The organism is Demequina flava (genome assembly GCF_000975035.1).
GTDB classification, from domain to species: domain Bacteria; phylum Actinomycetota; class Actinomycetes; order Actinomycetales; family Demequinaceae; genus Demequina; species Demequina flava.
The window spans coordinates 393,172-406,946 of record NZ_BBRA01000001.1; the positions used below are offsets into that span (position 1 = coordinate 393,172).

Annotated in this window: 17 protein-coding genes; all 17 read left to right on the plus strand. The window is 65.7% G+C overall.

The window, feature by feature from the left end; translation table 11 throughout:
* Window positions 1–42: 42 nt before the first annotated feature.
* Complete coding sequence (locus AOP74_RS01860; RefSeq protein ID WP_061960640.1) at window positions 43–564, plus strand: hypothetical protein; 522 nt, start codon at window positions 43–45, stop codon at window positions 562–564.
* On the plus strand, window positions 561–1,880 hold the full coding sequence (locus AOP74_RS01865) for a PBSX family phage terminase large subunit (protein WP_236683696.1): 1,320 nt from the start codon (window positions 561–563) through the stop codon (window positions 1,878–1,880). Before AOP74_RS01860 ends, AOP74_RS01865 begins: the two co-directional genes overlap by 4 nt.
* 18 nt (window positions 1,881–1,898) lie before the next feature.
* The gene (locus tag AOP74_RS01870; protein ID WP_061960641.1) at window positions 1,899–3,440 is read left to right on the plus strand and encodes a phage portal protein; all 1,542 of its coding nucleotides are present in this window, start codon (window positions 1,899–1,901) and stop codon (window positions 3,438–3,440) included.
* 3 nt (window positions 3,441–3,443) lie between these two features.
* Window positions 3,444–4,577 (plus strand): phage minor capsid protein, encoded by a 1,134-nt coding sequence (locus AOP74_RS01875; RefSeq protein WP_061960642.1) that lies wholly within the window; start codon window positions 3,444–3,446, stop codon window positions 4,575–4,577.
* A gap of 46 nt (window positions 4,578–4,623) precedes the next feature.
* A complete protein-coding gene (locus AOP74_RS01880) occupies window positions 4,624–5,382 on the plus strand; it encodes a hypothetical protein (protein WP_061960643.1) in 759 nt (252 codons plus the stop codon).
* Window positions 5,383–5,404: 22 nt separating this feature from the next.
* Complete coding sequence (locus tag AOP74_RS01885) at window positions 5,405–6,277, plus strand: phage major capsid protein (RefSeq protein ID WP_061960644.1); 873 nt, start codon at window positions 5,405–5,407, stop codon at window positions 6,275–6,277.
* Window positions 6,278–6,348: 71 nt separating this feature from the next.
* Window positions 6,349–6,576 carry a hypothetical protein gene (locus AOP74_RS01890; protein ID WP_152649124.1) on the plus strand — a complete coding sequence of 76 codons (228 nt, stop codon included), beginning with the start codon at window positions 6,349–6,351 and terminating at the stop codon, window positions 6,574–6,576.
* A 77-nt stretch (window positions 6,577–6,653) separates the two neighbouring features.
* Entirely contained in the window at window positions 6,654–7,085 is a 432-nt protein-coding gene (locus AOP74_RS01895; protein WP_061960646.1) for a hypothetical protein, read from the plus strand.
* The gene (locus AOP74_RS01900) at window positions 7,085–7,411 is read left to right on the plus strand and encodes a hypothetical protein (protein ID WP_061960647.1); all 327 of its coding nucleotides are present in this window, start codon (window positions 7,085–7,087) and stop codon (window positions 7,409–7,411) included. The genes AOP74_RS01895 and AOP74_RS01900 overlap by 1 nt, the downstream gene beginning before the upstream one ends.
* The gene (locus tag AOP74_RS01905) at window positions 7,408–7,767 is read left to right on the plus strand and encodes a hypothetical protein (protein ID WP_061960648.1); all 360 of its coding nucleotides are present in this window, start codon (window positions 7,408–7,410) and stop codon (window positions 7,765–7,767) included. Before AOP74_RS01900 ends, AOP74_RS01905 begins: the two co-directional genes overlap by 4 nt.
* Window positions 7,767–8,180 (plus strand): phage tail terminator protein, encoded by a 414-nt coding sequence (locus AOP74_RS01910; RefSeq protein ID WP_061960649.1) that lies wholly within the window; start codon window positions 7,767–7,769, stop codon window positions 8,178–8,180. The genes AOP74_RS01905 and AOP74_RS01910 overlap by 1 nt, the downstream gene beginning before the upstream one ends.
* Window positions 8,181–8,186: 6 nt before the next feature.
* On the plus strand, window positions 8,187–8,960 hold the full coding sequence (locus AOP74_RS01915; RefSeq protein WP_061960650.1) for a phage tail tube protein: 774 nt from the start codon (window positions 8,187–8,189) through the stop codon (window positions 8,958–8,960).
* Between the two features lie 7 nt (window positions 8,961–8,967).
* Window positions 8,968–9,375 (plus strand): DUF7426 family protein, encoded by a 408-nt coding sequence (locus tag AOP74_RS01920; RefSeq protein WP_061960651.1) that lies wholly within the window; start codon window positions 8,968–8,970, stop codon window positions 9,373–9,375.
* Window positions 9,376–9,377: 2 nt separating this feature from the next.
* Window positions 9,378–9,704, plus strand: a complete 327-nt coding sequence (locus tag AOP74_RS01925) for a hypothetical protein (RefSeq protein ID WP_061960652.1) — start codon at window positions 9,378–9,380, stop codon at window positions 9,702–9,704.
* On the plus strand, window positions 9,701–12,238 hold the full coding sequence (locus tag AOP74_RS01930) for a phage tail tape measure protein (RefSeq protein WP_061960653.1): 2,538 nt from the start codon (window positions 9,701–9,703) through the stop codon (window positions 12,236–12,238). The genes AOP74_RS01925 and AOP74_RS01930 overlap by 4 nt, the downstream gene beginning before the upstream one ends.
* The gene (locus tag AOP74_RS01935; protein WP_061960654.1) at window positions 12,231–12,707 is read left to right on the plus strand and encodes a hypothetical protein; all 477 of its coding nucleotides are present in this window, start codon (window positions 12,231–12,233) and stop codon (window positions 12,705–12,707) included. Before AOP74_RS01930 ends, AOP74_RS01935 begins: the two co-directional genes overlap by 8 nt.
* Complete coding sequence (locus AOP74_RS01940) at window positions 12,704–13,774, plus strand: hypothetical protein (RefSeq protein WP_061960655.1); 1,071 nt, start codon at window positions 12,704–12,706, stop codon at window positions 13,772–13,774. The genes AOP74_RS01935 and AOP74_RS01940 overlap by 4 nt, the downstream gene beginning before the upstream one ends.
* The last annotated feature ends 1 nt before the right edge of the window (window position 13,775 follow it).

Genomic DNA, 13,775 nt, shown 5'->3' on the forward strand with positions numbered 1-13,775 from the left:
ACCTCGGAGGCACGCCGCAACCACACGCCCAGGAGGCCCCTCATGCCCAAGCGCATCGAATGGACCCCCGACAAGGACGAATACCTCCGCACCAGCGCCACCGCAATCCCTCCCCTGTCCCTCAACACACAAGCCAAACACCTCGGGGTCTCACACGGATCGGTCGCGAAGCGCCGCAAACACCTCGGCATCAAGTCCGACCACGCCGGCACGAAAGCAGCCGTCGAAGCACGCAGCATCACCGCCGCAGAACGCCGGGCGACCCTCGAGCACCGCCACCTCGACCGCATCGAAGCAATCCTCGCCCGCCTCGAAGCATCCGAATTCATCACCATCCTGCGCGGCGAAGGCGGCGTAGAGAACGAAGCAACCGTCACCCGGCCACCGACACGAGACGAACGCGACCTCGCATCCTCGATGACACAACACTGGGCCGCGATCGAACGCATCCGCCGTATGGACACCAACAACGGCACCTCCGAGGCCGTGTCCATGCTTGGAGGCATCGCACAAGCCATCGCAGACGCCGCCGCACAAATGCCTGAGGACGGACCGGGCACGTGACCAACGTCAGCGACTCGCTGGCCGTCCTGCAGTCGTTCCTATCCCCGCGGCAACTGTGGTCGATTGCCCGCTCAACGGCCCGCGTCAACCTCTGGACCGGATCCATCCGCTCCGGCAAAACCATCGCATCCCTCCTGCGCTGGCTCATCTTCATCGCCACCGCACCCCGCGGCGGCGAACTCGTCGTCATCGGCCGCACACGCGAATCCATCGCCCGCAACGTCTTCGGCCCGCTCAAAGACCCGTCACTGTTCGGGCCACTCGCCGCACACGTCGAATACACCGCCGGTGCACCCACCGCGACCATCCTCGGCCGCACCATCCACGTCCTCGGCGCCAGCGATTCCCGCGCCGAAGCCGTCCTCCGAGGTCTCACCGTCGCCGGTGCGTATGTCGACGAAGCAACCCTCGTCGCCGAAGCGTTCTGGACGCAGCTGATCGGCCGCATGTCCGTGCGTGGCGCGCAACTCTTCGCCACCACCAACCCCGACGGGCCCGCACACTGGCTGAAGAAGCAAGTCGTTGACCGTGTCGACGAACTCGGCTACCGGGTGTTCCAGTTTCGCCTCACGGACAACACGCACCTCGACGCCGACTACGTCTCGCAGATCTGCCGCGAATACACCGGCCTTTGGTATCGCCGCTTCATCCTCGGCGAATGGGTGCAAGCCGCCGGCGCCGTCTACGAACAATGGGACCCCGACCGACACGTCATCCGCGCCCACGAACTACCCACCATGGACCGTGTTCTCACAGCGGGTGTCGACTACGGAGACGAGCACGCAACCCGCGGCTACCTCATCGGCATCGGACCAGACACCCGCGAGGACCACAACGGCGAGCACCGGCTCTACGTCCTCGCGGAATGGGCGCCGGGCAAAGGCACCATCGGCCAACGCTCCACATCGCTCCGGCAATGGCTCGCTGGCCAGCCGCACGACAAGTGGCGCACTCCCGAATGGGTGTCTGTCGACTCCGCAGCCGCAGCGTTCAAGAACCAGTTGTTCCACGACGGTGTCCCCGGGGTCCGCAACGCCCACAAGGCCGTCCTCCCCGGCATTCAAGCCATCGCGGGACTCCTCGCCGTGAACAAGCTCGTGGTCGCTGACACGTGTGAGCAGCTCATCAACCGTATCCCCGGGTACGTGTGGGACGACAAAGCCACCAAGCGTGGCGACACCGCACCCGTGAAAGCCGATGACGACGAAGCCGACGCCCTCCGATACGGGGTCTACACCACCCGCATCGACTGGCGACCCCTGATCCCGATCGCACCAGCCATGGACACCGCACCAGGCAACGACACCGACGACTAACCCAGGAAGGGGAGACTCGTGCCGCTTCCTCAATCCAACCGCCCCTGGCCACCACCAGAGCTCCACAAGATCGACCGCGCCATGCGCGAGTGGTCAGCCTGGTACGAAGGCACCCCCGAAGCGCTCTCGGCGTTCTACGCACCCCGCCAGCGCGAATCAGTTCAGCAAAGTGAGCGCCGCGCAGGTGGCGTACTCGGTCTTCTGCAGCGCATGTGGTGGGGCCGCATCCCTGCGAACCCGTCCGAACGGATCGACCAGGCCCACCTGCCCGTGGCCGCGGACATTGCGCGTGGCAGTGCCGACCTGCTGTACGACGAGGCACCCCAGATCACGGTCAGTGAATCCAAGAGCACGCAGGCCCGCATCGACTCGTACATGCCGGACGTGCACCAGGTCCTCGCGAACGGTGCCGAACTTGGGTCAGTGCTCGGTGGCCGCTTCCATCGCGTCACCTGGGACAAGACTGTCGCCGACCGGCCATTCGCGACCACCGTCGATGCCGACGCCGCGTACCCCGAGTTCACTTGGGGCCAACTCACGACAGTCACGTTCTGGTACGTCGTCGCCTCCGACGAGACCCGCTCCAAGGTGTGGCGTCACCTCGAGCGCCACGAGCTCGACGCCGACGGCTACGGACTCGTGTTCCACGGCCTCTACGAAGGTACCGACAGTGAGCTCGGTCAGCGTCGCCCGCTGAACGTCCAGGCCGCGACAGCACCATTGTCGAACCTGGTCGACGAGTTCGGCGCCCTCAAAGAGGGCCGCACCAAGGGCCTCAACGTCGTGTACGTGCCGAACCAGACCCCGCAGCGACGTTGGCGGCATCACGACCCAGGCATGTTCCTTGGGCGCTCCGACCTCGATGGTGTCGAAGCGCTCATGGACAACCTCGATGAAGCGTTCTCGTCGTGGATGCGGGACATTCGCATCGGCAAGGGCCGCATCATCGTCCCCGACTACATGCTGCGGTCCAACGGTCCCGGCGCGGGCACGACGTTCGACCTTGACCGCACCGTGTACGACTCGCTCAACATCCCCGACACCGAGGGTTCAGCGCCTCCGATCATCGCGCAACAGTTCGCGATCCGGGTCGAAGAGCACCTGGCAACGTGCGAGAAGATCACGCAGCAGATCGTCCACACAGCCGGCTACTCGTCGCAGACGTTCGGTGACGACGCAGACGGTGCGGCGGTCACTGCGACCGAGGTCAAGGCTCGTGAGCGTCGCACGTTCCGTACCCGCAATCGGAAGATTCGCAACGAGACGCCCGCGGTTCGTGCCCTGGTGGCGAAGATGCTGTCCATCGATGCTGCCGTGTTCAACACCGGCGGCCTCGACCTGACGGAACCTATCTCGGTCGAGTTCCCCGACACTGCTGAGGACAGCCCACTGGCGATGGCGCAGACTGCGCAAGCGCTCTACACGGCGCGTGCGGCATCCACCGCAACGCTGGTGCGGATGCAGCACCCTGACTGGACCGGCCAGCAGGTGCAGGACGAAGTGCAGCTGATCATCGCCGAACAGCGCTCCGTCGTCGACCCCTTCACCATCGGGTCGTAGACCGTGGCCCGCTACGAGCCGGACGGGCGTGACGGGCTCGACCGGCTCATCGCCACGATCGTCGAACTGTTCTCCACCGCAGAGCAACGCCTCACCGCGTCGCTCGCCCTCCAAGGCCGTGTGGGGCTCGAACAGGGTCAAGGTCCTGACGAGGCGCTCAACCTCGCGGAACTGCGACGCGATGCCGAGCAGATCGCGCGGGAGTTGCGAGACGCGTACCCCGACGAGGTCGCACGGATCGCTGACACGGCTGCGGAGTGGGGCGCCGAAGCAGCCTTGCAGGAGATGTCGGCGCTGGCGAAGGTTACGGACCTCACGACCACCGCGGGCCTGCCCGGGTCCCCTGCCGCACAGTCGATGGTTGCGGACCTGACGAACGCCCTCGACGACGTCACCATGCGTGTCCTGCGGTATCCGGACGACGTGTACCGCGCCACCATCGGCCAAACGGCAGCCGCTGTGCCCCTGGGGCAAGCGACCGGCGTGCAAGTGCAGCAGGCGGCGTGGAACGAGCTCCTCAACCAACGCGTCACCGGCTTCACTGATGCTGCTGGTCGGCGCTGGTCCCTCGCCTCGTACGTTGAGATGGCCACGCGTTCGGCCACCCGTCGTGCTTTCGACGATGCGAAGGTCGCGGGGATGCGTGAGAACGGCGTCGAGTTCGTGACCGTCGTCGTCGGCTCCGGTAGTTGCAAGAACTGTGCTGCGTGGGCTGGACGCATCCTGCGTGTCGACGATGGGCCCACGGGCCGTATCGAAGTGCCGTCCATGCTGGACCCTGACGAAACCGTGTCGGTGCGGTGCGCCGGGACGCTCGAGGATGCGAAGCGTGCCGGATGGAGGCACCCAAACTGTCGATGCAGCACTGCCGCATACGTGCCCGGGACCACGCCCGTCGTCGATGCCACGACCTACGACCCGGAAGCGGAACAGGCACGCCAGCGCCTGCGGTACCTCGAGCGTGAGGTGCGCCGCTCGAAACTGCAGGCCGCGAATGCTCTCACCGACGCGGACCGGACCGCAGCGAACGCTCGCGTCCGTGACCTGCAGTCGAAGATCCGTGAACACGTGTCCGCGACCGGCCTGCAACGCCAGCGCCGTCGCGAGCAACTGAACCTCGGCAACCGCCGAACATAACCGCCCCCAGGAGGGGCCTCACCCATTCCCCAGGAGGGAACACGCCATGCCGAAGAAGTTCTATCTACTCGCCCGCAAGGGCATGATCCGCCTCAACGACACCGACAACGGTGCAGGAGGCGGTTCGACTCCACCCGAGGGCGGCACACCGCCCGCCGCTCCCTCTGCAACGCCTCCCGCGACGCCGCCGGCTACACCGACGCCGCCAGCCGCACCCGAGGGCGACAAGGGCAACGCGTGGGACGGCAAGGTTGAGTCACTCCCCTCCGGCGCACAGGACCTGATCCGCCAACTGCGCAGCGAGAACGCTCAGAAGCGCACGAAGGCGTCAGAGGCCGAGACTGCGCAACGTGACGCCGTGATGGCGCTCGCAAAGGCCGTCGGGCTCGAACTGCCCGAGGGCGCCGAGACTCCCGACCCTGCCGCCATGGCGCAGCAGCTCGTTGACTCCCAGACGGAAGCGAAGGATGCGCACATCGAACTCGAGGTGTACCGCACCGCACGCGACCACGGCGGGGACCCTGCCCGCCTCACAGACTCCCGGACCTTCCTGGCGAAGGTCGCGGACCTCGACCCCACGGACGAGGACTTCACCACCCAGGTGACTGATGCCGCCAAGGCTGCGGTCACCGCGAACCCATCGCTCACAGCCGTCCAGGTGGCGGGTCAGAGCACGGTCCAACACCCCGGCGGGTCCGGGGAGAAGGCCATCACCGTCGAGCAGTTCAAGGCCATGAAGCCGGCCGAGAGGAACGAGCTCTTCCAGACGGACCCCGACCTATACCGCCAACTGACCGGCCGCTGAGCCGGGAAGGAGACCACTCACCATGACTGCCACCACTTCCGGTGACCTCTACGCCCCCGAGGTGTGGGAGGACGCCGCACAGGCCGAGTTCATCGGCAAGTCCATCGTTGCTACCACCAGCGCCGTCCTGCAGGACGACACCCTCGCGGGCCAGCCCGGCGAGACCGTCGAATTCCCCAAGTGGATGGCACTGGGAGAACTTGACGACCTCTCTGAGGGCACCGCGATGACCCCCGAGAAGCTGTCGCAGCGCTCGTCCAAGGCCACCATTAAGGAGGCTGGCAAGGCTGTCGAGATCACCGACACCGCCAAGCTGGTCGGCATCGGTAACGCCCAGGACGAGGCGATCCGCCAGTTCGGCGTGCTCGCCGCCCGCAAGGTTGACGCCGATCTGATCGCCGCTGCACAGGCCACCGTCACCGGTGGAATCACCTATGCCGACGGCACGACCGCCACCGACTCGGCGCCCCTGACCTGGGACTCTACTTCCGGAGCCGTCTTCGGATGGGACGCCTACGTCGACGCGACCGCAGAGTTCGGGGACGACCTCGAGCCCGAGGAGTTCGGCGGCATCTTCATCAACGCGAAGCAGCGCGGCCAGCTGTTCAAGGACGACGACTTCGTTCGTGCCGACGGCTCTGCGGGCAACGACGTGATCCGTCGTGGCCTCATCGGCACGCTGGGAGGCGTGCCCGTGTTCGTCACGAACCGTGTCGCAGCCGACAAGTTCCTGGTCCTGAAGAACAACTCGCTGGGTGTGATGTGGAAGCGTCGCCCCCTCGTCGAGCAGGACCGCGACATCCTCGCCCGCACCACGCTGGTGACGACCAACCTGCACTACGCGGTCAAGCGCCTCGCTGACAACGGCGTGCTGGTCGGCACCCTCACCGCGTAATGGGCGCCGGCGCGCTGCGGCGCTACCACTCCACCCCCGAGGCGTCTGCTGAGGGCGTCTCGGAGGTGGAGGTGCCCGCGAAGAGTGCCTCGAAGTCCGAGTGGGAAGCGTATGCGCAGTCGCTCGGTATCGAGGTTGGTGGCAAGACGAAGGCAGACCTGCAGCAGGCAGTGTCCGAACTTCAGTCCGCCGATGAGCAGGTCATTGCCGGCGACACCGACGAGAGCCAGGAAGGCTCCGAAAGCGACGCGGACGACGAGTCTGACGCGTCGAATGACCCCGACGAGACGTCGGCGTAACCCCCTCTGATGAACGCGGGGCGTGAGATGACCCCCGGCTCACGCCCCGCGTTCACACACCGCAGCCAGGAGGCACCATGTCCCGTGTTTTCGCGACCACGTCGGACCTAGCGAAGTCCCCTTGGTTCGTCACCGGGGTCGACGCGAAGGACACGGCCCGCTGGCTCGCCCTCGCGTCCCGACTCGTGGCCCGCGCCACGATGTCCTCCCACTACGCCACCGACGCTGAAGGCATGCCCACTGATCCCGTCCTCCGTGCGGGCCTGCGTGACGCGACCTGCTCGCAGGCCGCAACCTGGGCCGCCCTCGAGGTGAATCCCGCGAAGGGGGCAGCCGACGGCGGCAACAGTGTGGCCTCGAAGTCCCGCGGTGCGGCATCGGTGCAGTACGCCGTCTATGCGTCGACGGTCCTCGAGCGTGCGAAGGCAGCGACCCAGTTGTCGCTTGACGCGCGCATCATTCTCGCGGAGGCCGGCCTGACCGGCGGCAGCCCTGTCGTGATCGGCTAGTGAGCGACTTCACAGATTTCAACGCCCACACCGTCACCGTCGAAACTCTCACCGGTTCGGGCGGTATGGGCGACACGTTCGCCGCACCCCGCACTGTCGAGGGCGTCCAGGTTGACGACGCCCGCAAGGTCGTGCGCGACATGTCGGCGCGCGAGGTCGTGTCCGAGACCACGATTTTCGACGACGACACCACCCGCGCCGGGATCTACGCCCCCGGGTCGAAGGTGACGTTGCCGTCCGGACGGGGCGCAGCAGTCATCACCGTCAAGACGCTCGACACGCTCGGCGTGGACCTACCGGCACACGTGGAGGTGAACCTCACATGACAATCTTCCACAACGCAGACGACCTCATCGCAGCCGCGCGCGCGGGCGCGATCGACGCCGTCAATACTGTTGGGGAGCGCACGCGCGCGACCGCGATCCCCATGACGCCCATCTCTCAAGGCGGTGGTGACCTGCGATCGTCCCTGACGGTCGTCCCTGCACGCGAGACTGAGCCCGACATCGAGTCCGCAGTTGCGTCTGACCTGCCGTATGCAGTGCGCCAGCACGAAGAGCTCGGCTACCGCCACCCCAACGGCGGGCAGGCGAAGTTCCTTGAACTTGCGTCCCTGCAGGTCGCGACCCATGAGGGTGAACGAATCGCGGGCACCATCGTGCGTCGCCACTTGGAGCGCTGATGGACACCCGCACCCTCATCGAGACGCTCGCGCAGATCCTAGCCGACCGTACCGGTTGGCAGTGGCGCCCCAACGGCCCCGCCTACTCCGACGGTGAAGTGGGCATCACCTATGGGGCGCTCCCTGACGGTCCGGACACGGCCGTGGGGATCACCGCGTACTGGTCGGACGACGACCTCGCTACAAGCCTGGCGGTGCGTCGGGTCCAGCTCCGGTTCCGCGGCCCACGCCGCTCCCGTGCTGGTGCCGACGATCTCGCCGATGCGGCGTTCGCCGTATTGCAAGGCCTTGCCCGGGTGGCAGGCCTGAACTTGGTGTTCAGAGTCCAGATGGCTCACTTGGGCGCCGACGAGAACGACCGCCAGGAGCGGACGGACTCCTACGAAATCATCCTCGACAACCTGGAGGCCTAACCCATCATGCCTACCGCACCTGCACTTCCCGCCGGCTTCTCGCTGGGCCACTCCTATGAGTGGGGCATCGACGTCAATACCGGCACCACCGGCTCGCCCGCATGGCAGTCGTGCCGCCGTATCAGCGCGTTCCAGCCGAACCTGACTCCCATCACTGAAGACGCATCCACGTATGACGACTTCGGCAGCCCGAATGACGACAAGACCGGTGAGAACTGGTCGCTCACGTTCACTATCCAGGGCAACCGCAACACCGCCACCGGTCTGTACCCCGAAGAGATCGAAGCGATCATGGCTCGCACCAAGCCCTCCGCTAAGGGTGAGGCTGCGGTCCTGCACGTCCGGTACTACGACAAGCCCGAGACTGGGACCCCGAACCCGAACCAGGCGTTCGAGGGATTCGCTACCGTCGGCATCCAGCGTGCCAACACCGGCAACCAGGGTGTCGAGGCGTTCACCGTCACCCTGACCGGCAAGGGCCCGCGCACCGAAATCGCGAACCCCTTCAACGGGTGGGGTGCAACGGCACCGACCATCGCATCGATCACACCGGTCGCTGCGGCCGAGGGTGAACTCGTGACCATCAGTGGTTCAGGGTTCATTGGCACCACGGACGTGACCTTCGACACCGAGGGCACGCCTACGTCGGCCACGTTCAACGTGATCTCCGACTCGACCCTCTCGGTCCTGGTGCCCGCCGGCACTGCAGGCGAGGTCGGGGTGTCCGTCACGAACGGCACAGGCGAATCCAGCGACTACGCGTACACGCGCGGAGCCTGACCCGACAATGAGCACCGTTGACTTCACGGACTGGCTGACCCCGTCTTTGAAGCTGCCGTTGGGTGGCGTCACCTACGAGGTGGCGCCACCTGACGTGGAGCGCGCGAAACTGATCCTCGCGTTCGTCGTGACGGCAGAACATCGCCTCGGACTCGCCAAGGGCAAGGCTCCCGCTGAGGTCGTTGAGGTGGTTGAAAAGTACGGCGACAAGCCGCTCGCTGACATCACCCTTGGCCCCAAGGTCCATGCCCAATTGCGCGATGCAGGCCTGGACCCAGAGTCGATTCGCCGCATGGCCTATTACGGCATGTGGTACTGGGGTCGCGGCAAGGAACGCGCCGACGCGATCGCGCTAGCGATGTGGAGCCAAGACCAGAGCGACGACCAGGGTGAGGGTGATGCGTCGGGGGAATGACGATGCCGGTGACGCTTGAGGACTGGGCTCCTTACGGCATCGGCACCCCTGACGCGGACGGCCTCTATCCCGACTACCGCATCCCCGCGAACCTCAAACCCGCTGCGCCCGCGCAGTCCACCTCGAGCGGTCGGCAAGTGTGGTGGTCCGACATCGTCACGCACTGGGACTGCGTGATCGCAGACCTGGCAGACAAGTATCGCCTCGACCTGTACGACCCTGCAGTGCTGGCCCGCCCATGGCCAGGCGTACGGACTTTGATTCTCAGCCTCGTGCACGAATCTTCTCGCCTCAGAAACGCTCTCATCAAGGACGGTGACCCCACATGACCCTGCGCGTCGCCGAACTCGAAAGCCTCTTCACCGCGAACATCCAACCCTTCGAGCAGGCTGCCCGGAAGGTTGAGACGGAACAGAAGCGTCTTGACGGTTCGAAGGCGAACATCACAGTCGACACCAACAGCACCACCGCGATCCAAGACCTCCAGCGCGTCGAGTCGACCGTGCGGGGCTTGCCCGACGGCAACATGACCGTCGAGGCCGACACCAGTAGCGCCACGCGCGCCCTTGATGACCTCGAGGACGATGCTGGCGACGCGGGCCGCGAGGGCGGCAAGCAGGCCGGTGAGGGCCTGTCGGATGAGCTCGTTGCGGCGATCATCTCCATTCCCATCGCGGGCGCGATCGTGGGTGTCGGAGTCGTCGCGGGCAAGGCCCTCATGCAGGGAATCTCGGACGGCCTGTCGGTCGAGGCGAACGCTGACCGTCTCATGGCCGAGACAGGCTTGGACGAAACGTCAATCGCGGTGATTGGTCGTGCCGCCGGAGAGGCGTACGCGAACAACTGGGGCGAGTCCGTCAAGGCGAACCTCGACACGGCCCGCATCGGATTGCAGACCGGCCTGCTCGATCCCGACGCCACGAAGAAGGACGCACAGCAGATCATCTCCGACCTCGCGGGCGTGTCCGATCTCCTCAACGAGGAAACCAGTCGTGTGGCCCGCTCGTCGTCGCAGCTGATTAAGAACGGCATCGCGGCCAACGCCGACGAGGCGTTCGACATCATCGTGAAAGGCCAACAGGCGGGCCTGAACGTGTCGGAGGACTGGCTCGACACCATTGACGAGTACTCCACGCAGTTCCGTGCGCTGGGGCTGACGGGCGGGCAGGCCATGGGGCTGCTGCGTCAGGCCGTCCAGGGCGGTGCGCGTGACACCGACGTGGCTGCTGACGCGCTCAAAGAGTTCGCGATCCGAGGCAAGGAGCTCGAGGACAGCGAGGGTGGCTACAAGAAGCTTGGTCTCGATGCTGAGGAGATGGCCGCGAAGGTTGCCAAGGGTGGCGAGGATGCCACCGAGGTGCTGCGAGTCGTCCTCGACGAGTTGCGTGCGGTCGAGGATCCTGCGATTCGTGATGCCGCCGCGATCGAACTGTTTGGCACCAAGGCCGAGGACATGCAGGCCGCACTCCTCGGCATGGACCTCTCGACTGCCGTCGACGAACTCGGCGCGGTCGAAGGTGCCGCATCGTCGGCACTCGACGCTCTCACGGATAACGCGCAGAACGACATCGACACCGCGCAGCGCAACCTCGAGACTGCCGCGACCGGCATCAAGGCTGCTCTCGCGGACGCGTTCGGACCGCAGATCGAAGCCGGTGCAACGTTCGCCACCGAGAACCGTGAGGCCGTGGTCGGGTTCCTGCTCGACACAGCGAACGGTGCTATCGAGTTAGGTATTGCGCTTGTCGAGGCGTTCGCATCCGGTACGGAGGCTGCTGGCGATTTCGTCGGCGGTCCGCTCGTGACTGTTGCATCGACCGTGCGCGGCATCCTGGACAACCTCAACGCGAGTCCGTTCATCGATCTTGGTGACGAGATCGACAGCATGGACACGATGATCCAGGACATGAAGGATTTCGACGGGGCGTCTGAAGACGTGGCCGACACCATCCGCAAAAAACTCATCAACCAGGGACTCGTACCCGCACAGGAGCGCCTCAACGAGTTCGGTGACGGGCTCCTCAAGGACGCGGCCCTCCATGACGCGACAGTGCGCCTCGCAGGCGACATCGACGCCGTCGGATACGCCGCCTCGACCGGCAAGAATCTCCTCGAGGACTACGACGGTGAGATGACGAGGGCCGCGCTGGCAGGCACGGAACTGGACTCGCAACTCAAGGCCGTCGTGTCCGCGATGGAAGACCAAGCCGTCGCGTCAGCACTGGCCGGCGAAGACGCCGCCACGATGAACGAACGCCTCGAGGAATCCAAGACCGCCCTCGAGGACCAGCTCGAAGCGATGGGCCTCACCGAAGACCAGGTCGACACGCTCGTCGAGGCGTACGGTGCGATCCCGTCGGAGATCTCCACTGACATCAACATCGACACCGCGATTGCCGAGCAGCGCCTCGCCACCTTGCGCGCGAAGTTGGATGCGGCCGGAATCTCCGCACCCATCGCGTATGGCGACACCGCGTACAACCGCACCCAGCCAGTCCAGACCAACGCCTACGGCAACCTCAACCTCGCCGGGGCCTCCCCGTTGGCTCCGATCGCACAGATGGTTCCCCCGGGCACGCTGCGCGTGGTCGGTGACCGCATGGACGTCGACGAAGCATTCATCCCGCTGGACGGGTCGCCACGTTCGATGGCGATCCTGATGGAAACGATGCGCCGCATGGGCGTCCAGCCCATGGCCAATGGCGGTGTCACCCGTGCACCGACGATCCGCCAGACAGTGCGGCACACCACCGAGGCCCCGATCAACGTGTCGATCGCGAACTGGCAGGGCCGCATCGAAGAGCTCGAGCGTGAGGCTCGCGAACGCGCCGCGACATCATCGAACGGAGGCTACCGTGACTGACCCGCAGATCACCCTCGCACTCACGACCACCCTGCCGGCACCGGACGGGGCGGTGGACTTCAACGACCACACCCGGTTCGAACTGCTCACGCGCCCCAACCCGGGTCAGCGGTGGCGACGCGAGTCCGGAACAGGGCGTTATGTTCCAGGCGAGGCACTCATTGTCGCGGTGCAGGACACAGCGGTGCTGAGGTTCTCGGTGCGTGTCCTGGGTGGCACGTGGGCCGATCACACCCTGAATACGCAGCTGATGGAGCGTGCGTTGTCGCGGTTCTCGTACTCGTTGACCGATGTGGTCGAGGGTGTGACGCGCACGTGGACGCGCTGCCAGCCTGCCGACATCGTCCCGCGCGAGGAAACCGACTTGCAGTATGCGGCAGGGTCGCGTGCGTTCGACATCAGTCGCGGCCGGGACCAGTACCTAATCACGGTCCGCTGCGACCCCCAACCTGTGGTGGAGGCCTCATGACTGCCCTGGACCCAAACTCCGCGACACGTGTGGTGGAGTTCCCCTCTGGTGAGCTCACTGACACGGGTGTGGCGTTTGGGCCCGGTGGTGTCACGTTCTCGGCGCCGTTCACGGATGGGGGTACGACCCCGTATCAGCCGGTGGAGGTGTCCGCGCACGGCTTCAATGTGTTGCCGCGCGACACGTCGGTTGACGGTGACGCTGCGTATGTTGAGGCGTCGTCGTTTGCTCCTAGCGATGACTGGACTCTGATGGTCGCGTTCGACCAGATTGCTTCGAAGGGGTCGGTCAGCCCTCTGTTCTTTGCGTCTGGTTGGGGTGACATTGTCGGAAGCGCGACTCAGATCGTGCAGGCGACCGCCGCAGACGTTGACCTTCTGCCCATGGGTCCGACGACGCTGGCGACACCCTTGAGTGACGCGCCTGTGGTGGTGTTCTTGACCGCGAACACGGTCGAGTCGTTCTTCGGGACGAGCCTTGACGGAGTCGTCGCAGCTGGTGCTGGCACCACGGGTGCGGCAACGGCGTCGGCTCTTGAGTTCAACACCGAAAGTGGTGTGGGCGGGATGCGGTTGCTGGGTGTGTGGCTGTGGGAAGGCCTCGCGGTGTCGCAAGCCGATGCGACCGACACTGCTCAGTACCTTGCCGCGGTTCTCAACGGTGAGGGTCCGGAGCCGCCGACTGGTGCGGCGTCCACGGTTGGCCCGTCGTTTGCGTCCCGTGTCGCGCAAAGCATCGTCGGCCCCAACCATGGGCAACTGATTCCTGACGTGGTGTGGGGTGCGTGGATGGATGACGCCAACACGGTGATTGCGACGACGGGCGTCCAGGTTCCGCACGACGCGTTCGGTCCGGGCGTGAACAGTGCGACGAACATTTCGGACGTGGACGCTGGACTCATGCCTGTCACGGTGCCGACACGGTTCGGGATCTTCGACGCCGCAGACGGTGGGAACCTGGTGATCTACGCCCAGGTGACGTGGCCTGACCCTGTTCCTGTCGAAGGTGACCCGGTACGGTTCCCACCCGGCGCGTTGAACTTCGCGGTCACGCCAGCAGGGGCCTGAC

Bases quoted from the DNA above. Each gene is read 5' to 3' on its own strand.
- AOP74_RS01860 (WP_061960640.1), top strand. From the start codon at position 43: ATGCCCAAGCGCATCGAATGGACCCCCGACAAGGACGAATACCTCCGC.
- AOP74_RS01895 (WP_061960646.1), top strand. From the start codon at position 6,654: ATGTCCCGTGTTTTCGCGACCACGTCGGACCTAGCGAAGTCCCCTTGG.
- AOP74_RS01930 (WP_061960653.1), top strand. From the start codon at position 9,701: ATGACCCTGCGCGTCGCCGAACTCGAAAGCCTCTTCACCGCGAACATC.
- AOP74_RS01905 (WP_061960648.1), top strand. From the start codon at position 7,408: ATGACAATCTTCCACAACGCAGACGACCTCATCGCAGCCGCGCGCGCG.
- AOP74_RS01920 (WP_061960651.1), top strand. From the start codon at position 8,968: ATGAGCACCGTTGACTTCACGGACTGGCTGACCCCGTCTTTGAAGCTG.
- AOP74_RS01925 (WP_061960652.1), top strand. From the start codon at position 9,378: ATGCCGGTGACGCTTGAGGACTGGGCTCCTTACGGCATCGGCACCCCT.
- AOP74_RS01880 (WP_061960643.1), top strand. From the start codon at position 4,624: ATGCCGAAGAAGTTCTATCTACTCGCCCGCAAGGGCATGATCCGCCTC.
- AOP74_RS01915 (WP_061960650.1), top strand. From the start codon at position 8,187: ATGCCTACCGCACCTGCACTTCCCGCCGGCTTCTCGCTGGGCCACTCC.
- AOP74_RS01940 (WP_061960655.1), top strand. From the start codon at position 12,704: ATGACTGCCCTGGACCCAAACTCCGCGACACGTGTGGTGGAGTTCCCC.
- AOP74_RS01885 (WP_061960644.1), top strand. From the start codon at position 5,405: ATGACTGCCACCACTTCCGGTGACCTCTACGCCCCCGAGGTGTGGGAG.
- AOP74_RS01910 (WP_061960649.1), top strand. From the start codon at position 7,767: ATGGACACCCGCACCCTCATCGAGACGCTCGCGCAGATCCTAGCCGAC.